Raw genomic sequence first — 19,967 nt, forward strand, 5'->3', positions numbered from 1 at the left:
CGCACTCGTTTCAACAGACAATCGCGTGGAGTAACCGGTGGCGATCCAATCCAAGCTTCTGCTGATCATCCTCGATGGCGTTCCCTACCGCAACTGGCGCCGGCTGATGGGCAATCTCGAGGGTTGGGTGCAATCGGGCGAGGCGCGGGTGTGGAAGATGCGCTCGGTGCTGCCGTCGACCTCGGCCTGCTGCTATGCCTCGATCCACACCGGCGTTTCGCCGCAGGTGCACGGGATCGTGTCCAACGAAAACCGGTTTCGCGTCGGACAGCCCGATATCTTCTCGGAAGTCAGCAAGGCCGGCGGCGGGACCGGCGCGGTTACCCATTCCTACTGGTCTGAATTCTTCCGTTCCTATCCCTTCGACCTCGTCGAGGACATGGAATATGACGAGCCCGGCGGACCGATCACGCATGGCCGCTTCCACACCATGACCGGCTATAATCTCAAGAACCAGATGACGCCGAGCGATGTCGACCTGTTCGCGACGCTGACCATGCTCACCCGGCGCCACGGCATTGACTACGGCATCCTGCACACCTGCACGCTGGACTCGATGGGCCATCGCTTCGGTCACGACTGCCACGAGATGGACCATGCCTGCTACGCCATGGACGGCATGCTGGCGGCCTTCCTGCCGGGCTGGATCGAAGCCGGCTATGAGGTCATGGTCACCGCCGACCATGGCCAGACCGACCGCGGTCACCATGGCGGCCATGACGACGAGATGCAGGATTTCGCACTGTATTATTTCGGACAAGGCAAAGGGCCGGAAGCCGACACGCTGCTCGACCAGTTGCAACTGGCGCCAACGGTGTTGAGCCGGCTGGGCGTGCCGGTGCCGGCGACGATGAAGGCGAAGGCTTTTCTCACCTGATCGGACGGCTGGCGCCTCCCGCATCCGCCTGCCGGCACCTTCTCCCCCTAAACGGGGCGAAGGGATGCTCTGGCAACCGCCCCGCTCTTCGGTTAGCCTCCCAAAATTCCTTGGCGGAGGATGAACCTTTTTGGACCGATCGGCGACAGAGCAAACAGGAGCCAGGCGGCTCGACCGGCCATGACAGCGGCGACGGAGACCGATCGCGCGCTTGTCGACCGGGTCGCGAAGGGCGACCGGGCCGCCGTGCGGCTCCTGTTCATGCGTCACCACGCGCGGATCTACCGCTTCGTGGCGCGCCAGACGGGATCGGAAATGATGGCTGACGATATCGCCAACGAGGTGTTTCTCGAACTGTGGCGCCAGGCGCCGGGTTTCGAAGGGCGCTCCGAAGTCTCGACATGGCTGCTCGGCATCGCCCGCTTCAAGGCGCTGTCGCTGCTGCGCAAGAAGAAGGAAGACTGGATCGACGACGAGGCCGCCGCCGCGGTGCCCGACAGCGCCGACACGCCTGAGATCGTCACCATGAAGGAGGATAAGGCCGCCGCCTTGCGCCGCCTGATTGATGCCTTGCCCGAGGAGCACCGCACGGTGATCGATCTCGCCTATTATCAAGGCCAATCGGTGATCGAGATCGCCGAGGTGCTCGACATTCCGGTCGCGACCGTCAAGACCCGTATGTTCTACGCCCGCAAGAAACTCGGCGAAGCCCTGAAGGCCGCCGGTTACGACAGGGGGTGGCCATGAGCGCCGCTGAAAAGATGTCGCGCCGCGACGAAATGGAAACGCTGCTGCCGTTCTACCTGAACGGCTCGCTCGAAGGTTCGGATCTGGAAGCCGTCGAGGAATGGCTGGCCAACGATCCCTCGGCACTTGCCGCGCTTGGCGAGGCGGAAGCCGAATTCTCCGGCACGGCGGCGGCCAATGAGGCGATCCGCCCGCCGGCCGATGCGCTCAGCCGCTTCGCCAAGGCGCTGGACGCGGAGGCCGGGCCTGCACGCAGGCCGGCAGGATCGTCCTGGCTGGCGCAGGCCTGGGCCCGTTTCATGGCGGTGCCGGTCGGCGTCGCCTGGGCGGCGGCCGCGGTTCTGCTGGCCTTGATCGCGGTGCAGTCCCTGGTGCAGCCCGGCGGCAAGGGCGGCAATTTCGAAATCGCCGGCGCACAAGACGATCTGGCCAAATTGCCGTTTGCGCTGGTCAAGTTCAAGCCGGACGCCAAGATGGCCGACATTGCCGTCTTCCTCGACGCCAACAAGCTCAAGATCATCGGCGGACCGACCGCCGATGGCGTCTTCAGGCTCGCCATTCCGGCGACGACAGCCGCCGACTACGAGAAGGCGCGCAGCCTTGTTGCCGCGCAGCCTTTCGCCGAGACCGTGATCGAGGGAAGGAAACCTGTTGATGGCGGCTGAGGCGGTCATTCGATTTGCGGCTGTCCTTGCGGCGGCGATGACAATCGCCGCCGTGCCTGCGTCGGCGCAGACCAACGAGGCTAATCCCGAGCGGGCCAAAATCGATTGCAGCAACGAGGCCAATGCAACGGCGGCCGACTGCGTCAAGGACGGCGGCGCCACCAAAAACGGGTCGGGTGCGGCCCAGGCCAGCGCCGTTTTTCTGCCCGCCTTGATCGTCGACCTTTTCCCCAATCCGGCCGCCCCTCCTGCACCGGTGCCGACACCACGGCCGGAGCCCGCGACTTCCCCCGGGGGCAACCAGGCCGGCCCACCAGCCAGTGGACCGATCGTCTCGCCGACCGATCTCATCGCCGTCCAGTCGCGGCGCGCCGTGACCGGGGACTTCGTGCCGGACGAGGTGCTGGTGACGGTCGATGGCGATGCCGGCGCCGTGCAGCAAATCGCCGCTTCCTTCGGCCTAGAAGTGCGATCGCAGCGCCAGTCCCGGCTGCTTGGCGCCACTTTGGTGCGTTTCGGCATTCCCGATGGCCGCCCTGTCGGCGTGGTGCTGGCGCAGCTTGCCGCCGACGGCCGCACGCGGCGCCGCGAGCCCAACCACATCTACTCGCTGCAGCAGGCGGCCGGCATCGGCAACTATGCCTTCGACCGCATCGCGCTCGACGCCAAACAGGCCAGCGGCGAGAACGTGCGCGTCGCCGTCATCGATACCGGCATCGACGACAGCAATCCGGCGCTTGCCGGCGTCATCGCCGCGCAGTTCGACGCCATGCCCGACGTGCCGATCGAAAAGCGCGACCACGGCACTTCGATCGACGGTCTGATTGCCGGCGTCGGCCCGCTGGAAGGCATGGCGCCGGGCGCCAGGATCTACCATGCGCGCGCCTTCGAGGGCGGCAAGTCGACCATGGACGTCATCCTGTCGGCGCTCGACTGGGCGGCGGACCAGAATGTCAGCATCATCAATATGAGCTTCGTCGGACCGAAAAACGACCTGCTCGGCACCGCCTGCCGCAATGCACGGGCGCTTGGCATGGTGCTGGTGGCGGCGGCCGGCAATAACGGGCCGAAGGCGCCCTATGGCTATCCGGCCGCCTTTGACGGCGTCATCGCCGTGACCGCCACCGACGCCAAGGACGGGCTCATGCCGCAGGCCAATCGCGGCGCCTATGTGTTCATCTCGGCGCCGGGCGTCGACATGGTGGCGCCGAGCGGCGCCGGCTCGGATGTCGTTACCGGCACCTCGTTTGCCGCGGCAATCGTCAGCGGCGCCATCGCCAACCTCATCCATGCCACGCCCGACCGCTCGGCCGACGACATCGAGAAGGCGCTTGCGGCGACCGCGAAGGATCTCGGGCTTAAGGGGCGCGACAATGATTTCGGCTACGGCCTGCTGGACATCAAGGCTGCAGGGACGGCGAAGGAATAGCCAACGACGGCTCAGGCCGCGCTTTGCCGGGACGAAGCAGGAACCAGAACGCGGCGATGTGCGTGATCATCAGCAGCGGCACGTAGATGATGGGGATCGCGTAGGTGGCTCCCAACTGCTCCGCGTGCTCGGGAAGGCCTTCCTGAACCGCGTGGTAATAGTCGACGACGAGGTCGGCCATTCCGACGAGATTAAAGGCGACGACGAACGACCAGAAGAGCAAGCGAACTCTGGCCGTCAGCGATGCCAGCATGGCCAGCACCCCGGTGGCGAAGTCGCCATAGGCGGCGAACATGGCGAAGCCGGCAGGCAGATTGGGGCCGACCACGCCCTGAAGCAGGAACACGAGACCGAAGAAGCGGAAACTGTGCAGCGTGGCAATGGCGCGTTGCGCCGCCATCCGATCCATCGAGTCCAGCCATGGCAGGCCATATGCACCGAAGCAAAGCAGCCATGCGACATAGCCCAGGACGAGTTGGATCTGGAACAGCATCGGCGTTGACATCGGTTTCCTCGCAACAGGTGGTCATGCGGTCCCGCACTTCGACCGTTAGCTAAGACTGCTTTCATAGTTCGGCCATCCGCTGTGATCAGAACAGCCTATGAAGCAGAGATACACAATTCGGCACGGTGCGTTGGACGGGGTCGAGGTATTCCTGGCCGTCGCGCGGCATCGTAACTTCCGCCGTGCCGCGGCCGAACTGGCGGTAACGCCATCCGCGGTGAGCCAGGCGGTGCGCGCGCTGGAAGCCCGCATCGGTGCGGCCCTGTTTGCCCGCACGACCCGAAGCGTCGGCCTGACCGAGGCTGGCCAGCGGTTCCTCGACCGCGCCGGACCTGCCTTCGAGGAGATCATGGCCGCAGGCGAGATCGCCCGCGATGTCGGCCAGCGGCCGACCGGGCTTTTGCGACTGTCCGTGCCCCGCGCGGTCGTGCCGCTGGTCCTGGAGCCTATGATCGCGTCGTTCTGCCGGGCCTATCCCGAGATCGAACTGGAGATCGCCGCCAGCGACGAGATGGTCGATCTCGCCGCCGGCGGATTCGATGCCGGCATCCGGCTGGGCCAGTTCATCGCGCCCGACATGATCGCGGTGCGGCTGACGCCGCCCTTCTCCTTCGTGGTCGTCGGCAGCCCGGACTATCTCGAGCGCCACGGCCAGCCAGAACAGATCACCGATCTGCGCCGCCACGCCTGCCTGCGCCTGCGCCGCGCGAACGGCGCCGTCGCACCCTGGTCCTTCGCCGACGGCAACGGGGCGATCGAGGCGGTCGTCTCGGGCCCGCTGATCGCGCATGACTATCCAACCTTGCTGGGGGCCGCGATCCAAGGCGTCGGCCTGGCGCAGACGCCTCGGCCTGTCGCCGACGGCGCAATAGAACAGGGGAAACTCAGACCGGTGCTGGAGGACTTTGCCGGCGCGACCCCGGGCGTCTTCCTCTATCATCCAGGCAAGCGTCAGGTCCTGCCGAAGCTGCGCGCCTTCATCGATCATCTTAAATCCGCGGGCTGAGACAACGGGCAGAGGCAGCGCAGAAGTCGTTCCAGCAATTGACCCCGCTGGCGAGTGGTCAGGCCGGCGCGCCGGCGACCGATCCCCTGACCACCAGGTCGACCGGCCAGGCCTCGCCGCGCGCGCCCTCCTCCAGTCCCGATATCCGCGCCGCCAGCCGCTCGGCGATGCGTGCGCCCGCCAGCCGGATCGACGAGCGCGTCGTGGACAGCGGCACGGAAAAATTCTCCGGCTTCAGCCAGGGAAAAACGTCGTCATGGGCAATCAGCGAGACGTCGCCGGGAATGCTGAGGCCAAGGTCGCGCACCGCGCGCACGACACCGAGCGCCATGATCAGGCTGGAACAGGCGATTGCCGTCGGCGCGCCTTCCTGTTCGAGCAGGCGCCGGGCGGCGCGATAGCCGTTCTCCTCGGTCATGACGAGCGAGCAGACATGGCGATCGTCCAATGCCAGGCCACTGGCGGCCAGCGCCCGGCGCAGGCCGCGCTCGCGGTGGATGGCAAAGGTCTCGCGGTCGTCGCCATTGATCAGCGCCAGCCGCCGGTGGCCGAGTTGGACGAGCAGCCGCGCGGCTTCGTGGAAGGCGCCTTCATTGTCGATGTCGAGAAAGGGATAGTCGAAATTCAGGCCCTCGCTGCGGCCATGGACGATGAAAGGAATGCCGAGCGTGTTGACCAGCGCCACGCGCCTGTCGTGCGGCCTCGGCGAAGAGATGTAGACGGCATCGACCTGCCGGTTGGCGACGATGCGGCGGTAGGTCGTTTCCTGGTCATCGGCATCGGTCGGTGACAGGACAAGGTCGAGCTCGTGCGAGCGGGCATAGTCGCCAAGACCGGACAGGAATTCGACGAAATGGGGATCGATGTCGACGGCTGCACCCGTCGGCAGGACATAGCCGATCATTCCGGACTTACCCGTGGCCAGCCGGCGCGCACTCGGATTGGGGCGATAGCCGTGGCGCTTGGCTGCGTCCACGACACGCCTGCGGGTTTCCTCGTTGACTTCGGGATAGCCGTTCAGCGCCCGGCTTACCGTGGTCTGGGAAAGCGCCAGCATATGCGCGAGTTGCTTGAGGTTCACGAGAGGCCTCCCTGCCTCAAAGCGCTTTTAAATTGAATCGACCCAAACGCCACAAGGGCGTGGCCAACTCCACATGGACCATAAGCGTGCCGGGGCCCGGTTTGAAACGAAAATTGCTGCTGCAGTGCCGAAAAAGCATGTTGCGGTGCAAATTTTTGGACCCTGGCAGACGGCGACTAAATCGATTAGTTCCTGCTTCCCCTTGACACCCGCCCGATTCAGTGGCGAGATCAACAAAGCCAAAGCGGTTTGGAAGACTGTTCGAAAGGTTGCGGTTCCCTTGCGACTGAGTCACAGTCCTGCGGCGTCGGCGGGCGGAATGGAGGTTCCGTCCGGTGTGTATGATCCACTGGGAGGAATACCGATGAAGAAAATGCTTTTGCTGGGTGTTGCGTCTGCCGCATTCGCCCTGAGCGCGCCCGCGCATGCCGAACTGAAGTTCAAGCCGGGCGAGGACAAGCGCTTCAACTGGGCGAATTACGAGGATCTCAAGAAAGTCGACCTCAAGGGCGAGACCCTGACCATCTTCGGACCGTGGCGTGGCGAGGACGAGACGCTTGTCCGGTCAGTACTCGATTATTTCTCCGAAGCCACCGGCGCAGAGGTCAAATATTCCTCGTCCGAGAATTACGAGCAGCAGATCGTCATCGACACCCAGGCCGGCAGCCCGCCCAACATCGCCGTCCTGCCGCAGCCGGGCCTCATCCAGGACCTCGCTTCCAAGGGCGTGCTGACCCCGCTCGGCGACGACGTCGCAGCCTGGGTCAAGGAGAATTACGCCGCCGGCGACTCCTGGGCCAAGCTCGGCACTTACAACGGCAAGGACGGCAAGCCAGGCTTCTATGCCTTTCCCTACAAGATCGACGTGAAGGGGCTGGTCTGGTACTCGCCCGACAATTTCGAGGAAGCCGGCTACAAGGTGCCGAAGACGCAGGAAGAACTTGCCGAACTCGAGAAGAAGATCATCGCCGATGGCGGCAAGCCGTGGTGCATCGGGCTTGGTTCGGGCGGCGCGACGGGCTGGCCGGCGACCGACTGGGTCGAGGACATCATGCTGCGCACGCAGACTCCCGAAGTCTACGACAAGTGGGTGAAGAACGAGATTCCGTTCAACGACCCGGCCGTGGTCAACGCCATCGACATCTTCGGCAAGATCGCCACCGACGACAAGATGGTCGACGGCGGCGCCAAGGCGGTCGCGGCGACCGACTTCCGCGACAGCCCGAAGGGCCTCTTTACCGTACCGCCGAAGTGCTACATGCACCATCAGGCATCGTTCATCCCCTCCTTCTTCCCGGAGGGCGTGAAGCTTGGCCAGGATGCGGACTTCTTCCCCTACCCGCCCTACGCCGCCAAGCCGGAACTCGGGACGCCGCTGGAAGTCGCCGGAACGCTGGTGATGATCACCAAGGATTCCAAGGCATCGCGCGAATTCATCAAGTTCCTGCAGATGCCGCTCGCGCATGAATTGTGGATGGCACAGAAGAGCTTCGTCACACCCTTCAAGGGGGCCAACAAGGACGCCTATGGCAGCGATGCGCTGAAGAAGCAGGGCGAGATCCTGGTCGGCGCCACGACGGTGCGCTTCGACGGCTCCGACCTGATGCCCGGCAAGGTCGGCGCCGGCTCGTTCTGGACTGGCATGATCGACCTGGTCGGCGGCAAGTCCGCCCAGGACGTCGCCACCGACATCCAGAAGAGCTGGGACGCCATCAAATAGGCCGCTCCGGCGCGACCTGATCTTTCCTCATCTTGCTGCTGGATCCGGGCTACGGCCCGGATCCGACCGGCGGGGCACGCCGGAAGCTTCGCGTTTCGATTGTTCCGAATAACTGAAAGTCGGCGCATTGGTCGCCAGCATCGCTGGCCGGTCACGCGCAGGGAGAGGGACCCATGGCGGCTCAGATTTTCTCGGCAATATTCGTCATCATCATCGGCGTCGGCGGCTGCGTCGCCTATTTCTGGGGCGCCAACAAACTGCTTGACCTGATCTTCCCCGCGCGCGGGGTGTCCGGAACGGCCGCCGTCAACAATCTGCGCCGGCAGGGATTGGTGCGGCCCTGGTTGTTCGTGGGTCCGGCGCTGATCATCCTGACCATCTACCTGGTCTATCCGGTGATCGCGACGCTGTGGCTGTCCTTCTTCGATCGCGGCGGCACGAGTTTCGTGGGATTCGCCAACTATGAATGGGCGCTGCGCGATCCGGATCTGCGAAACGCCATCCGCAACAACATATTGTGGCTGGCGGTGGTGCCGGCGGCCTGCACCTTCCTCGGCCTGATCATCGCCGTGCTCACCGACAAAATATGGTGGGGAACGATCGCCAAGAGCCTGATCTTCCTGCCGCTGGCCATCTCCTTCGTCGGCGCCAGCGTGATCTGGAAGTTCATCTACGAGTATCGTGGCCAGGGCCAGATCCAGATCGGCCTGCTCAACGCCATCATCCAGTATTTCGGCGGCCAGCCGCAGGTCTGGATATCGCTGCCGTTCTGGAACAACTTCTTCCTGATGGTCATCCTGATCTGGATCCAGACCGGCTTCGCCATGGTCATCCTGTCCTCGGCGCTGCGCGGCATCCCCGAAGAAACACTGGAAGCCGCGGTCATAGACGGCGCCAATCCGTTCCAGATCTTCTGGAAGATCATGGTGCCACAGATCTGGGGCACCATCGCGGTGGTATGGACCACCATCACCATCCTGGTGCTGAAAGTGTTCGACATCGTCCTGACCATGACCAACGGTCAATGGAACAGCCAGGTGCTGGCCAATCTGATGTTCGACTGGATGTTCCGCGGCGGCGGCGATTTCGGCCGCGGCGCGACCATAGCCATCATCATCATGATTGCCGTCATTCCGATCATGGTCTGGAACATCCGCCAGGCCAACAAAGAGACGGGAGGGCACTGAGATGGCCGTCGCGACCGGAAATTCCTTCGCCAGCCGTTTCGGCGTCCATATCGCAGTGCTCGTCTTCGTGCTGATCTGGACCATCCCGACGCTCGGCATCCTCGTCTCGTCGCTGCGCGACAAGGACCAGATCATCGCCTCGGGTTGGTGGAATTCCTTCGCCAGTTCCAGCCAGACGGAAGCCGGGCGACTGCCGGCCGCCTCCACACAGGTAGAAAAGGACGGCAAGTTCGTTCTCCAGGGCAACATCTTCGGCGACGGGGCCAAGCGCGCGATAAGCGCCTTCGGCGTCAAGGCGGCGGCACCGACGCAGTATCCTGCCGGCACATCAGCCGATCTCGGTGACGGCGTGACCCTCCAGATCAACGCCGACGGCAGCTTCGTCATGGCCTCGCCAAAGGCGTTCGAGGGCGACAGGGGCCAGCGCGTCTACTACGCTTCGTCGGCGCCGCCGAAATTCACCACCGACAATTATCAGACCGTGCTGTTTTCCGAAGGCATCGGCCGCTCCTTCATGAATTCGCTAACGGTCACCATCCCGGCGACCGTCATCCCGATCCTGATCGCGGCCTTTGCGGCTTACGCACTGGCCTGGATGCGCTTTCCAGGCCGCGCGCTCCTGATCGCCGTCGTCATCGGCTTGCTGGTGGTGCCGCTGCAGATGTCGCTCATTCCACTGCTGAAGCTCTACAATGGCGTCGGCACGTTCTTCGGCGTGCCGTCCAAGACCTACCTCGGCATCTGGCTGGCGCATACCGGCTTCGGACTGCCCTTCGCCATCTACCTCTTGCGAAGCTATATTGCCGGCCTGCCGCGCGAGATCATGGAATCGGCGCGCATCGACGGCGCCAGCGATTTCGAGATCTTCGTCAAGATCGTGCTGCCGCTGTCCTTCCCGGTGCTTGCCTCCTTCGCCATCTTCCAATTCCTGTGGGTATGGAACGATCTCCTGGTGGCAATGGTTTTCCTCGGAACGGCGCCCGATCAGATCGTGCTGACGGCCAAGCTCAATGCTCTGCTTGGCTCGCGTGGCGGTAACTGGGAGATCCTGACGACATCGGCCTTCATCACCATCATCGTGCCGCTGATCGTCTTCTTCTCGCTGCAGCGTTATTTCGTCCGCGGGCTGCTGGCCGGCTCGGTGAAAGGAGGTTGAGACCATGCAATCGGCTTTGAAGGCGACTTCGAAACCAGACCCCGCCATCGACCGCGACTGGTGGCGGGGCGCGGTGATCTACCAGATCTATCCGCGCAGCTATCAGGATTCCAATGGCGACGGCATCGGCGACCTCAAGGGCATCATCGGCAGGCTGCCCTACATTGCCGCCCTTGGCGCGGACGCCATCTGGATCTCGCCTTTCTTCAAATCGCCAATGAAGGATTTCGGCTATGACGTCTCGGATTATTGTGACGTCGACCCGATGTTCGGTACGCTGGCGGATTTCGATGCGCTGACGGCGGAGGCGCACCGACTGGGCCTCAAGGTGATGATCGACGAGGTGCTGTCGCATACCGCCGATATCCACCCTTGGTTCAAGGAAAGCCGCTCGAGCCGCACCAATCCCAAGGCCGACTGGTATGTCTGGGCGGATGCAAGACCCGATGGCACGCCGCCCAACAACTGGCTGTCGATCTTTGGCGGCTCGGCCTGGCAATGGGACACCAGCCGCCAGCAATACTACCTGCACAATTTCCTGGCCGAGCAGCCCGACCTCAATTTCCACAACCGCGAAGTCCAGGACGCGCTGCTCGACGTCACCCGCTTCTGGCTGGAACGCGGCGTCGACGGCTTTCGCCTCGACACCATCAATTTTTACTTCCACAGCCAGGGGCTGGAAAACAACCCGCCGCTGCCGCCGGAACAGCGCAACGACCAGACGGCGCCGGCGGTCAATCCCTACAACTACCAGGACCATATCTACGACAAAAGCCGACCGGAAAACCTCGCCTTCCTCGAGCGCTTCCGCGCGCTGCTCGACGAGTACACGGCGACCGCAGCGGTCGGCGAAGTCGGCGATTCGCAACGCGGGCTGGACGTGGTCGCCGCCTATACCGCCGGCGGCAAGCGCGTGCACATGTGCTATTCCTTCGACTTCCTGGCGCCGGAAAAGATCAGTGCCGCCAAGGTCCGCTCGGTGCTGGAAGCTTTTGGCCGGGTGGCCAGCGACGGCTGGTCGTGCTGGGCGTTTTCCAACCATGACGTGATGCGACCGGCCTCGCGCTGGGCCGCCGACGAGGCGGACCCGTCGGCCTATCTCAAGGTCATCTCGGCATTGCTGATGTCGCTGCGCGGTTCGGTCTGCATCTACCAGGGCGAAGAACTCGGCCTCGGCGAGGCCGACCTGCGCTTCGAGGATCTGCAGGATCCCTACGGCATCCGTTTCTGGCCTGAATTCAAGGGCCGCGACGGCTGCCGCACGCCCATGGTGTGGGATGGCAATGCAAGGAATGGCGGCTTCTCCCAGGCAAAACCCTGGTTGCCGGTACCGGCCGAGCATCTGCCGCAGGCGGTCAACGTGCAGCAAGGCGACGAAACCTCCCTGCTTGAGCATTACCGGCGCTTTCTTTCTTTCCGCCGCGCTCATCCGGCACTGGCCAAGGGGGACATCGCCTTCATCGAAAGCCAGGGCGACACCGTCGCCTTCACCCGCCGGTCGGGCAATGAGGAGATCGTCTGCGTCTTCAATCTGGGCGCAAGGCCGGCGAAGGTTGACCTCGGCAACCGAACCCTGCAACCTTTGCCGGGACACGGGCTCTCCGGGCAGGCGAGCACCGGGTCGGTTGAGCTCGGCGGCTATGGCGCCTGGTTCGGACGCATAGGCTGAAACATCCGAGGAATCACTGGAGGAAACCAATGGCCGATGTCAATTTGAGACAAGTGAAGAAGTCCTATGGCAATCTTAACATTCTCCACGGCATCGACCTCGACATCAAATCGGGCGAGTTCATCGTCTTCGTCGGCCCGTCGGGCTGCGGCAAGTCGACCTTGCTGCGCTCGATCGCCGGGCTCGAGGAAATCACGTCGGGTGAACTCAAGATCGACGGCCACGTGGTCAACGACGTGCCACCCTCGAAGCGCGGCATCGCCATGGTGTTCCAGTCCTATGCCCTCTACCCGCACATGACCGTCTACGACAACATGGCCTTCTCGATGAAGATCGGTGGGGAAAGCAAGGCCGAGATCGACAAAAGGGTTCGGCAAGCCGCCGAGATCCTGCAGCTGACCAAATATCTCGACCGTCTGCCCAAGGCGATGTCGGGCGGCCAGCGGCAGCGCGTCGCCATCGGCCGCGCCATCGTGCGCAATCCGAAGGTGTTCCTGTTCGACGAACCGCTGTCGAACCTTGACGCCGCATTGCGCGTTGCGACGCGCATCGAGATCGCCAAGCTCAAGGAATCGATGCCCAACACGACCATGATCTACGTCACGCACGACCAGGTCGAGGCGATGACGCTGGCCGACCGCATTGTCGTGCTGAAGGACGGGCACATCGAGCAGGTCGGCACGCCCATGGAACTCTACAAGAACCCCGGCAACCTCTTCGTCGCCCAGTTCATCGGCTCGCCGGCCATGAACATCCTGCCGGCGACGGTCGACAAGACGGGCAATCCGACCATCGTCAGCCATGTCGGCGGCCGCAAGGCGACGGTGCCGATCGCGACACCTGCTTCGGCAAAGGGAGCGGCGGTCAGCTTCGGCGTACGGCCGGAAGATCTCGCGATCGCCAGCGGTGCGGATTATCTGTTCGAGGGGACCGTCGATTATCTCGAACAGCTTGGCGAGGTCCAGCTGGTCTATGTCGATATCGGCCGGGCCGACCTGCCGCTGGTGACCAAGCTGCCGGGCAATGTCGAGGTCAAGCGCGGCTCGACGCTGCGGCTGACCGCCAATGCCGGCGATCTCCATATCTTCGATGCGGATGGTCGCTCCTTTGCCCTCCACGAAGCGGAAGCAAAGGCGGCCTGAAGACGGCCGTCCGGTAATGAAAGAACAAGAGCGGCGGGCCTGGCCCGCCGCTCTTGTTGTCTGCACAGGCTGGTTAGTTGTTGCCGAAGAGATTGCGATCGGCACCCTGATGGGCCGGCTTCTGCACGTCGCCGGACGAGTTGAGCAGCTTGTAGACAGGCGAATCGCTGTTGCGGATCGCACCTGTATGCGACGTATCGACATTGACAGTCGACGAAGCAGTGGGCTGGTTGACGCCGTTGGAGCCATAATTGTCGCTGCCGGCGAAGGCGCTGCCGGAGACGGCCAGAACGGCGGCGGCGGCAATGAGGATCTTGTTCATTTTAGGTACTCCTGAATTTTGGAAGTCCCGCAGACCGGCGGACAAAAGCCTACCGGCCGTGGGATGGCCATTAGTGGCCGAAGAGGTTGCGGTCGCTGCCCTGCTGGACAGGCGCCGAGGTGGCCGGAGCCGACTTGCCGATCGACGCGGTATTCGAATTGTCGGTCGAAGCGGCAGCAGCCTGATTGGCGCCGTTGGAGCCATAGTTGTCGCTGCCGGCGAAAGCGCTGCCAGAAAGGGCCAGAACGGCGGCGGCAGCAATAAGGATCTTGTTCATGTTAGGTACTCCTGAATTTTGGAAGTCCGGCTGCCGGCGGGCCAGAGCCCACCGGCCGTGGGATGGCCGTTAATGGCCGAAGAGGTTGCGGTCGCTGCCCTGCTGGACAGGCGCCGAGGTGGCCGGAGCCGACTTGCCGATCGACGCGGTGTTCGAATTGTCGGTCGAAGCGGCAGCAGCCTGGTTGGCGCCGTTGGAACCATAGTTGTCGCTGCCGGCGAAAGCGCTGCCGGAGAGAGCCAGAACGGCAGCGGCAGCAATGAGGATCTTGTTCATTTTAATACTCCTGAATTTGTAGGGTCCACCAGCGCGGCAGGGTCACCCGCCGCGTGCCGGGGATCGCTATTAATTGTTGCCGAAGAGGTTGTGGTCGGCGCCCGTCACAGGCGTCTGGGCAGCCGGCTCCGACTTCTTGGTCGAAGCGGTGTAGGAGCTGTCGACAGTGGCCGTGGGGGTCGCGGCGTTCGAACCATAATGGTCGCTGCTAGCGAAGGCGCTGCCGGAAATAGCCAGAAGGGCGGCGGCAGTGAGAATGATCTTTTTCATTTTTGTACTCCAGTATTTTTCCCGTCCGTCTAGCGGCGTGTCTTGGGATTAAATCGCGTCGTTCGGACAGCCCCGATGTGGGAGAGCCCCCTTGCCGTTTCCAATCACGAAGTTGTTCAGCGTGGACCATGACTCCACCACTTGAAATTGTACCAACGCCTTCTACATGTCTTATTTTTCCATTTGATATCAAATACTTGCATAAGATCACGGCCCGATCACCAACTGTGTCGGAAGGCTGGGCGTTCACACCGTCCTGCACGCACCGTCAACAGAAACGAACCGTTCGGTTCGATTTTAGACTCTGCTAATAGTCACTTTTCGAAACCATTAACCCTTTTCCGGCCCGGCTGAGGGTCGAAAACGGTGCCCGCGCGCCTGGCGAGAAGAGGCGATTCCCCCGCTGCAACCGCGCCGGGACGATCCCGCGTACGTGTCGCGCCGCATGGATGCGATGTCGCTTTCGTGCCGATGTCGCAAACCCTGTCGTGATTAGATCGAGCGATCTCAGGTGCCGCTGCGTGACGACGGAGCGGAGAATTGGGAAGCCGGTCAGATTCCGGCGCTGCCCCCGCAACGGTGGTGGAGTTCAAGTCGCAACGGGAGACCACTGGGCGAAAGCCTGGGAAGGTGTCGCGATGGTCCGCCAGGACAACTCCAGAGCCCGGAAACCAGCCCGAGATCGCTAGAACTCGACTGATCGCGGTGGGCGGTCAAGGGGCGGATGGTGTTGTCCGGCTTTCGCCGGCTTGCGCCCAGTCCTTCCTCCATCACCACCAGTTCAGTCCTTGAAAAATGAGGACAGGACATGGACGCGCGCAACGACATGCTGAGGCTTTTGAACGGCCGCAGACAGGGCCTTTCGCTGGAACAGCCCTTCTATACCGACCCGGACTACTTCAAGCTTGACATGGAACTGATCTGGTATCGCGACTGGCTTTTCATCGGCCATGATTGCGAGTTGCCCAAGCCGGGCAGCTTCATCACCGTGCAGATCGGCGATTATCCGGTCGTGCTGGTGCGCGATCAGCAGGGCAAGATCAACGCTTTCCACAATTCCTGCCGCCATCGCGGCAGCCGCGTCTGCAACACCGAGAAGGGTATGGCCGCCAAACTGGTGTGTCCCTATCACCAGTGGACCTACGAACTCGACGGCCGGCTGCTGTTCGCCCGCCAGATGGCCGATGGGTTCGACAAGAGCCAGTTCGGGCTCAAGCCGGTCGCCTGCGAAAGCGTCGCCGGCTATGTCTTCATCTGCCTGGCCAAGGAGCCCGCCGACTTCGCGCCGATGCGGGCGATGATCGAGCCCTATCTCCTGCCGCACCGGCTGAGCGAGGCCAAGATCGCCTTCGAGAGCACGATCATCGAGAAGGGCAACTGGAAGCTGGTCTGGGAAAACAACCGCGAATGCTACCATTGCGCGGGCAATCATCCTGAGCTGTGCAAGACCTTCCCGGAAGCGCCGACCGTGACCGGCGTGCAAGGCGCCGACAGCGATCCGGAGATGCTGGCCCACTGGGCGAGGTGCGAAGCTGTTGGCCTGCCCAGCAAGTTTCGCATCGACCCGGCTGGACAATACCGCGCCACCCGCGCGCCGCTGCTGCGCGATGCCCAGAGCTACACGATGACCGGCAAGCGGGCGGTGAAGAAGAACCTGTCCGACAGCGTCTCGGCCGACCGGATCGGCACGCTGATGCACTATCACTACCCGACAACCTGGAACCATATCCTCGTGGATCATGCGGTGACGTTCCGCGTGTTGCCGGTCAGCGCCACGGAAACAGCGGTTACGACCAAATGGCTGGTCCACAAGGATGCCGTGGAAGGCGTCGACTACGATCTCGCCGAACTCACCCATGTCTGGACCGAGACCAACGACCAGGACCGCCGCATCGTCGAGGAAAACGCCTTCGGCATCCTGTCGCCGGCCTACGAGCCCGGTCCCTATTCGGAGCTGCACGAGGGCGGCGTCATCCAGTTCGTCGACTGGTACGCGCGCTTTATCGGCCCACGGCTTTCCGAAGACGGCCGGCCTGCTCTGCGCAGTGTCGCCTAGCGCATGTCGGCCAAAACTGTGCAGCGGCTTTGGGATCACGACACGCCCAAAATGAAAGGTATGCAGGGATGAACGCCATGACTGATCTTGGGCTCTATCGCCACCTCGACCAGATGGCGCCGTGGAACGACAGGCTGCAGGTGCTGGAAGTAACCGGCGTCAGCGACGAGGCGCCCGACGTCAAGACCTTCACCTTCCGCTCCGACAACCAGACCTGGTTCCGCTACAAGCCGGGCCAGTTCGTGACGCTGGAATTGCCGACACCGGACGGCCCGCTGATGCGCACCTACACGCTGTCATCATCGCCGTCACGGCCATTCTCGATCGCGGTGACGGTGAAGGCGCAGGCGGGCAGCGTCGGCACACGCTGGATGTTCGATCACCTGACGCCCGGCTCGCACGTCAAGGCCTATGGACCGGGCGGCGGCTTTTCGCTGCACAGCCACCCGGCGGCGAAATACCTGTTCATCTCGGCCGGTTCGGGCGTGACGCCGATGATGTCGATGCTGCGCTGGCTGAACGACTGCGCGCCATGGACCGATGTCGGCTTCGTCAATTGCGCGCGGCGCCCGGAAGAGATCATCTTTCGCAAGGAACTCGAACTGCTCGGCGGCCATATGCCGGGCCTGTCGCTCGGCTTCATGATCGAGGAGCGGTCGAGCCGCGAGGGCTGGTACGGCCATATGGGCCGCATCGACGCCATCCGGCTGCCGCTCCTGGCGCCCGATTTCCGCGAACGCGAAATCTTCTGCTGCGGCCCCGACCCTTTCATGCGCGCCGTGCGCGGCATGCTGGAGGCCGCCGGGTTCGACATGGCAAAATACCATCAGGAGAGCTTTGCCGCGCCGGCGATGGAGGAAATCCCGGCGCCGTTTGCCTCGCCGGCTGAAGACGGCGCGGCGATTTGCGTCCAAGCCGCGACGCCGATCCGCTTCGCGCTTTCGGATGTCGACGCCGATTGTGTCGCCGGCCAGACCGTGCTGCAGACGGCGCGCGCCTCGGGTGTGCGAATACCGGCCGCCTGCGAATTCGGCCTGTGCGGAACTTGCAAAGTGAAGAAAGTCTCCGGCAGCGTCGAGATGAGCCACAATGGCGGCATCCTCGATCATGAGATCGATGATGGCTTCATCCTGGCCTGTTGTTCCAAGCCATTGTCGCCGCTTGAAATCGAGGCTTGATCCGCCCGGCTTTCGACTGAACCCGGAAATGGTCCCGCGTTGCCGGCAAAGGTTACCTTGCCAAGGAAGACCTGAAAGTTTACAGGCGTTGTTGGTGGAAGCGGTCCTGCTGGCGGGCAGGAAATGCAGGACGGGGCAACAATGACGCATGACTCCCACGCCTATGCGGTAGCGAGCCGGGATATCGTTTTCGAATCTTTCGATGGCGAGGCCGTGGTGCTCAATCTTGCCAATGGCAAATATTTCGGCTTTTCCGATTCCGGCAGCAAGGTATGGCAGGCGCTTTCATCCGGCGCGGACGCCCAGGCTCTGGTCGGGCTGAGCGCCGGCGGCTCGACAATAGGCCAAGCCGAACTCGAACGCTTCATATCGCAATTGCTCGAATTGGGTTTGCTGGTGCGCTTGGACGCGGCGGCGCAGCCTTTGCCGGGCGATTTGCCTGCCGAGCTTGCCGCCACGAACGAGCCGCTCAATGTGAGCATTCACGACGACCTCGCCGACCTGATCGTCGTTGATCCCATCCACGAGGTCGAGGAACCTCTCGGCTGGCCGGCGGTCAAGCAGGCTTCCTGACGGGGCGGCCGCAGCGTGATGGAAGGCGATTGATGCCGCGCGTCACGCTCGAAACCTTGCCGGATTACGCCAGGTATCTCATCGCCGCCGCTGAAGGCGCGGCCGCGTGCTATCCGACCATGCGAAAGGTTCGCCTGCCCTGGCTTGAACTGACCGTGCATCTCGGTCACGGCGTGCTTGCCGATGCATTGGGCCATGGTTTTGTCGAGACCGGGCATGACCAGCCGGCACCGTCCACGGGTCGCATCTTCATCGCGCATCCCGGCATTGACGGCATCCCGGAGCCGGCGCACTGGGGCGATGCCCATTTCACCGAGCACGGTTTTGCCAAACGGCTCGCCGAAGCCGGTTTGCGCGGGCACCATTTCCACGACCTGGATTTCTGGCAGGTCTACGATCCGCACCGCCGCGTCGGCGTGCAGCTGATGGCCTCGGCCGATGCCTTTCCGCCCTGGGAGCCGGGAGCACCGCTGCGCGCCTTCCTGCACTGGGAATATGCCGCGCGCGGCATGCGGCTGACGCATGCCGGCACGCTTGGCATCGACGGCAACGGTATTCTGCTTGCCGGCTCGGGCGGGGCCGGGAAATCGGGGACCGTCGCCGCCGGCCTGCTTAACGGGCTCGACAGTGTCGGCGACGACTATGTGCTGATCGATCTCACCGACGGCGTGACCGCGCGCCCCCTTTTTTCGACGTTGAAGCAGGACACGGAAGGTTTCGCCCGGCTGGGCCTGCGGCAGCGGCTAACGGCGCAAGGCCCGCTGAACTGGCAAGGCAAGCACACGTTCCATATTCATGATATCGCGCCTCGGCCGGTGCCCGCCATGCTGGACATCGTCGCGCTGGTGGTGCCACATATCAGCGGAGGCGGAGCAAGTTCGATTATGCCGGTGTCGCGCAGGGATGCCATGATTGCCTTGGCGCCGTCCGGCATCGCCCAGATGCCGGGCGAGCGCGAAAGCGGCTTTCGCTTCTTCAGCGAATTGACGCGCCACCTGCCGTGCTTCCGTTTGTCCCTCGGCATCGACCCGGCAGAGATCGCCCGCACGATCGAGGATTTCCTGACACGAGGCGCCCGGTGAAGCTCAGCGTGATCATGCCTGTGTACAATCGCGAGCGCTATGTCGTCTCGGCGCTGCGCTCGCTCGTGCGGCAGCAAGATGCCGCCGATCTCGACATCATCGTGATCGACGACGGCTCGACCGACGGGTCGCCGGAGGCCGTGCGTTCGATGATGGCCGAGAACCCCTGCATTCGTCTTTTCCGGCAAGAGAACATGGGCGTGACCCGGGCCCGCAACGCTGGTCTCAGACTGCTCACGCCGGAAACGGAGCTCGTGTCGTTCCTCGATTCGGATGATGTCTCGCCTGCGGGACGATTCAAGGCCGATATCGCATGCTTTGACGCCGACCCCGCTCTGGAGCTTACCTATTCCCTGATGATGATGGTCGAACACATCGACGACGATCTGCTGGAACCCTGCCCCGGCAGCCATTTCATGACCGTGCGGGGAATTCATCTGTCGTCGGGCATTTTCTCGCGTAAGCTCATCGAACGGATCGGCGGCTTCGATGAGGCCTTCGGCCAGGCTGAAGACACAGACTACCTGCTGCGCACCTTTGAAAGCGGCCCCAGATTCGTCCTGCCGGATACCGTATCGCTTTACTACCGACGTCATCCCGGCAACATGACGAAGCAGGTCGACACATCCCTTCGGGAATTCTTGCGGGCCATCCACAAATCGATGAAACGGCGCAAGGCCGACCCTTCACTGCGCGGGATCGAAGGCATATTCGATGTCAAAGAACTCGCCAACTGGCGCTTCATGTAG

Annotated in this window: 21 protein-coding genes and 1 riboswitch; of the genes, 15 read left to right on the top strand and 6 right to left on the bottom strand. The window is 63.2% G+C overall.

Annotation, left to right across the window (positions count from 1 at the left end; all coding sequences use genetic code 11):
* Nucleotides 1-37: 37 nt before the first annotated feature.
* The 4 genes from LB555_RS12725 to LB555_RS12740 all read left to right on the top strand — a co-directional run bounded on the left by LB555_RS12725 (nt 38) and on the right by LB555_RS12740 (nt 3,718).
* Complete coding sequence (locus LB555_RS12725; RefSeq protein WP_224683000.1) at nt 38-877, top strand: alkaline phosphatase family protein; 840 nt, start codon at nt 38-40, stop codon at nt 875-877.
* Between the two features lie 180 nt (nt 878-1,057).
* The gene (locus LB555_RS12730; RefSeq protein WP_224683001.1) at nt 1,058-1,624 is read left to right on the top strand and encodes a sigma-70 family RNA polymerase sigma factor; all 567 of its coding nucleotides are present in this window, start codon (nt 1,058-1,060) and stop codon (nt 1,622-1,624) included.
* On the top strand, nt 1,621-2,289 hold the full coding sequence (locus LB555_RS12735; RefSeq protein ID WP_140714396.1) for an anti-sigma factor: 669 nt from the start codon (nt 1,621-1,623) through the stop codon (nt 2,287-2,289). Before LB555_RS12730 ends, LB555_RS12735 begins: the two co-directional genes overlap by 4 nt.
* Nucleotides 2,279-3,718, top strand: a complete 1,440-nt coding sequence (locus tag LB555_RS12740) for a S8 family serine peptidase (protein ID WP_224683002.1) — start codon at nt 2,279-2,281, stop codon at nt 3,716-3,718. Before LB555_RS12735 ends, LB555_RS12740 begins: the two co-directional genes overlap by 11 nt.
* Here the strand turns inward: LB555_RS12740 and LB555_RS12745 are convergent.
* Nucleotides 3,690-4,223 carry a hypothetical protein gene (locus tag LB555_RS12745; protein WP_224683003.1) on the bottom strand — a complete coding sequence of 178 codons (534 nt, stop codon included), beginning with the start codon at nt 4,221-4,223 and terminating at the stop codon, nt 3,690-3,692. The two genes, LB555_RS12740 and LB555_RS12745, sit on opposite strands and share 29 nt — an antisense overlap.
* 97 nt (nt 4,224-4,320) lie before the next feature.
* On the opposite strand from LB555_RS12745, the gene LB555_RS12750 reads away from it, so the two are divergent.
* The gene (locus tag LB555_RS12750; protein ID WP_224683004.1) at nt 4,321-5,229 is read left to right on the top strand and encodes a LysR family transcriptional regulator; all 909 of its coding nucleotides are present in this window, start codon (nt 4,321-4,323) and stop codon (nt 5,227-5,229) included.
* A 58-nt stretch (nt 5,230-5,287) separates the two neighbouring features.
* Here LB555_RS12750 and LB555_RS12755 read toward each other — a convergent pair whose 3' ends face one another.
* A complete protein-coding gene (locus LB555_RS12755; RefSeq protein ID WP_224683005.1) occupies nt 5,288-6,310 on the bottom strand; it encodes a substrate-binding domain-containing protein in 1,023 nt (340 codons plus the stop codon).
* 364 nt (nt 6,311-6,674) lie between these two features.
* On the opposite strand from LB555_RS12755, the gene LB555_RS12760 reads away from it, so the two are divergent.
* From LB555_RS12760 to LB555_RS12780, 5 genes are all read left to right on the top strand, one after another.
* The gene (locus LB555_RS12760) at nt 6,675-8,030 is read left to right on the top strand and encodes an ABC transporter substrate-binding protein (RefSeq protein WP_015314336.1); all 1,356 of its coding nucleotides are present in this window, start codon (nt 6,675-6,677) and stop codon (nt 8,028-8,030) included.
* A gap of 173 nt (nt 8,031-8,203) precedes the next feature.
* The gene (locus LB555_RS12765) at nt 8,204-9,217 is read left to right on the top strand and encodes a carbohydrate ABC transporter permease (protein WP_015314337.1); all 1,014 of its coding nucleotides are present in this window, start codon (nt 8,204-8,206) and stop codon (nt 9,215-9,217) included.
* A gap of 1 nt (nt 9,218) precedes the next feature.
* A complete protein-coding gene (locus tag LB555_RS12770) occupies nt 9,219-10,373 on the top strand; it encodes a carbohydrate ABC transporter permease (RefSeq protein ID WP_224683006.1) in 1,155 nt (384 codons plus the stop codon).
* 4 nt (nt 10,374-10,377) lie between these two features.
* Nucleotides 10,378-12,042, top strand: a complete 1,665-nt coding sequence (locus LB555_RS12775; protein ID WP_224683007.1) for an alpha-glucosidase — start codon at nt 10,378-10,380, stop codon at nt 12,040-12,042.
* Nucleotides 12,043-12,071: 29 nt separating this feature from the next.
* Nucleotides 12,072-13,184 (top strand): ABC transporter ATP-binding protein, encoded by a 1,113-nt coding sequence (locus tag LB555_RS12780; protein ID WP_015314340.1) that lies wholly within the window; start codon nt 12,072-12,074, stop codon nt 13,182-13,184.
* 73 nt (nt 13,185-13,257) lie between these two features.
* On the opposite strand, the gene LB555_RS12785 is transcribed toward LB555_RS12780, so the two are convergent.
* The 4 genes from LB555_RS12785 to LB555_RS12800 all read right to left on the bottom strand — a co-directional run bounded on the left by LB555_RS12785 (nt 13,258) and on the right by LB555_RS12800 (nt 14,329).
* A complete protein-coding gene (locus LB555_RS12785; protein ID WP_015314341.1) occupies nt 13,258-13,506 on the bottom strand; it encodes a DUF680 domain-containing protein in 249 nt (82 codons plus the stop codon).
* Between the two features lie 70 nt (nt 13,507-13,576).
* Nucleotides 13,577-13,783, bottom strand: a complete 207-nt coding sequence (locus tag LB555_RS12790; RefSeq protein ID WP_015314342.1) for a DUF680 domain-containing protein — start codon at nt 13,781-13,783, stop codon at nt 13,577-13,579.
* Nucleotides 13,784-13,852: 69 nt separating this feature from the next.
* The gene (locus LB555_RS12795; protein ID WP_015314342.1) at nt 13,853-14,059 is read right to left on the bottom strand and encodes a DUF680 domain-containing protein; all 207 of its coding nucleotides are present in this window, start codon (nt 14,057-14,059) and stop codon (nt 13,853-13,855) included.
* Nucleotides 14,060-14,128: 69 nt separating this feature from the next.
* Nucleotides 14,129-14,329 (bottom strand): DUF680 domain-containing protein, encoded by a 201-nt coding sequence (locus tag LB555_RS12800; RefSeq protein WP_015314343.1) that lies wholly within the window; start codon nt 14,327-14,329, stop codon nt 14,129-14,131.
* 492 nt (nt 14,330-14,821) lie between these two features.
* A riboswitch (cobalamin riboswitch) is annotated at nt 14,822-15,024 on the top strand.
* Between the two features lie 113 nt (nt 15,025-15,137).
* Here LB555_RS12800 and LB555_RS12805 point away from each other — a divergent pair.
* The 5 genes from LB555_RS12805 to LB555_RS12825 all read left to right on the top strand — a co-directional run bounded on the left by LB555_RS12805 (nt 15,138) and on the right by LB555_RS12825 (nt 19,967).
* A complete protein-coding gene (locus tag LB555_RS12805; protein WP_140711622.1) occupies nt 15,138-16,385 on the top strand; it encodes an aromatic ring-hydroxylating oxygenase subunit alpha in 1,248 nt (415 codons plus the stop codon).
* A 77-nt stretch (nt 16,386-16,462) separates the two neighbouring features.
* A complete protein-coding gene (locus LB555_RS12810) occupies nt 16,463-17,563 on the top strand; it encodes a hybrid-cluster NAD(P)-dependent oxidoreductase (RefSeq protein ID WP_224683008.1) in 1,101 nt (366 codons plus the stop codon).
* A gap of 141 nt (nt 17,564-17,704) precedes the next feature.
* A complete protein-coding gene (locus tag LB555_RS12815; protein WP_140615104.1) occupies nt 17,705-18,136 on the top strand; it encodes a PqqD family peptide modification chaperone in 432 nt (143 codons plus the stop codon).
* Between the two features lie 32 nt (nt 18,137-18,168).
* On the top strand, nt 18,169-19,218 hold the full coding sequence (locus tag LB555_RS12820; protein ID WP_224683009.1) for a serine kinase: 1,050 nt from the start codon (nt 18,169-18,171) through the stop codon (nt 19,216-19,218).
* The gene (locus LB555_RS12825) at nt 19,215-19,967 is read left to right on the top strand and encodes a glycosyltransferase family 2 protein (RefSeq protein ID WP_015314347.1); all 753 of its coding nucleotides are present in this window, start codon (nt 19,215-19,217) and stop codon (nt 19,965-19,967) included. Before LB555_RS12820 ends, LB555_RS12825 begins: the two co-directional genes overlap by 4 nt.

Source organism: Mesorhizobium sp. BR-1-1-10 (genome assembly GCF_020165595.1).
In the GTDB taxonomy this organism is placed as follows: domain Bacteria; phylum Pseudomonadota; class Alphaproteobacteria; order Rhizobiales; family Rhizobiaceae; genus Mesorhizobium; species Mesorhizobium australicum.

Excerpts from the sequence above, each read along its gene's own strand:
- LB555_RS12730 (WP_224683001.1), top strand. The coding sequence starts at position 1,058 with ATGACAGCGGCGACGGAGACCGATCGCGCGCTTGTCGACCGGGTCGCG.
- LB555_RS12735 (WP_140714396.1), top strand. The coding sequence starts at position 1,621 with ATGAGCGCCGCTGAAAAGATGTCGCGCCGCGACGAAATGGAAACGCTG.
- LB555_RS12740 (WP_224683002.1), top strand. The coding sequence starts at position 2,279 with ATGGCGGCTGAGGCGGTCATTCGATTTGCGGCTGTCCTTGCGGCGGCG.
- LB555_RS12745 (WP_224683003.1), bottom strand. The coding sequence starts at position 4,223 with ATGTCAACGCCGATGCTGTTCCAGATCCAACTCGTCCTGGGCTATGTC.
- LB555_RS12750 (WP_224683004.1), top strand. The coding sequence starts at position 4,321 with ATGAAGCAGAGATACACAATTCGGCACGGTGCGTTGGACGGGGTCGAG.
- LB555_RS12760 (WP_015314336.1), top strand. The coding sequence starts at position 6,675 with ATGAAGAAAATGCTTTTGCTGGGTGTTGCGTCTGCCGCATTCGCCCTG.
- LB555_RS12765 (WP_015314337.1), top strand. The coding sequence starts at position 8,204 with ATGGCGGCTCAGATTTTCTCGGCAATATTCGTCATCATCATCGGCGTC.
- LB555_RS12770 (WP_224683006.1), top strand. The coding sequence starts at position 9,219 with ATGGCCGTCGCGACCGGAAATTCCTTCGCCAGCCGTTTCGGCGTCCAT.
- LB555_RS12775 (WP_224683007.1), top strand. The coding sequence starts at position 10,378 with ATGCAATCGGCTTTGAAGGCGACTTCGAAACCAGACCCCGCCATCGAC.
- LB555_RS12780 (WP_015314340.1), top strand. The coding sequence starts at position 12,072 with ATGGCCGATGTCAATTTGAGACAAGTGAAGAAGTCCTATGGCAATCTT.
- LB555_RS12785 (WP_015314341.1), bottom strand. The coding sequence starts at position 13,506 with ATGAACAAGATCCTCATTGCCGCCGCCGCCGTTCTGGCCGTCTCCGGC.
- LB555_RS12790 (WP_015314342.1), bottom strand. The coding sequence starts at position 13,783 with ATGAACAAGATCCTTATTGCTGCCGCCGCCGTTCTGGCCCTTTCTGGC.
- LB555_RS12795 (WP_015314342.1), bottom strand. The coding sequence starts at position 14,059 with ATGAACAAGATCCTCATTGCTGCCGCTGCCGTTCTGGCTCTCTCCGGC.
- LB555_RS12800 (WP_015314343.1), bottom strand. The coding sequence starts at position 14,329 with ATGAAAAAGATCATTCTCACTGCCGCCGCCCTTCTGGCTATTTCCGGC.
- LB555_RS12805 (WP_140711622.1), top strand. The coding sequence starts at position 15,138 with ATGGACGCGCGCAACGACATGCTGAGGCTTTTGAACGGCCGCAGACAG.
- LB555_RS12810 (WP_224683008.1), top strand. The coding sequence starts at position 16,463 with ATGACTGATCTTGGGCTCTATCGCCACCTCGACCAGATGGCGCCGTGG.
- LB555_RS12815 (WP_140615104.1), top strand. The coding sequence starts at position 17,705 with ATGACGCATGACTCCCACGCCTATGCGGTAGCGAGCCGGGATATCGTT.
- LB555_RS12820 (WP_224683009.1), top strand. The coding sequence starts at position 18,169 with ATGCCGCGCGTCACGCTCGAAACCTTGCCGGATTACGCCAGGTATCTC.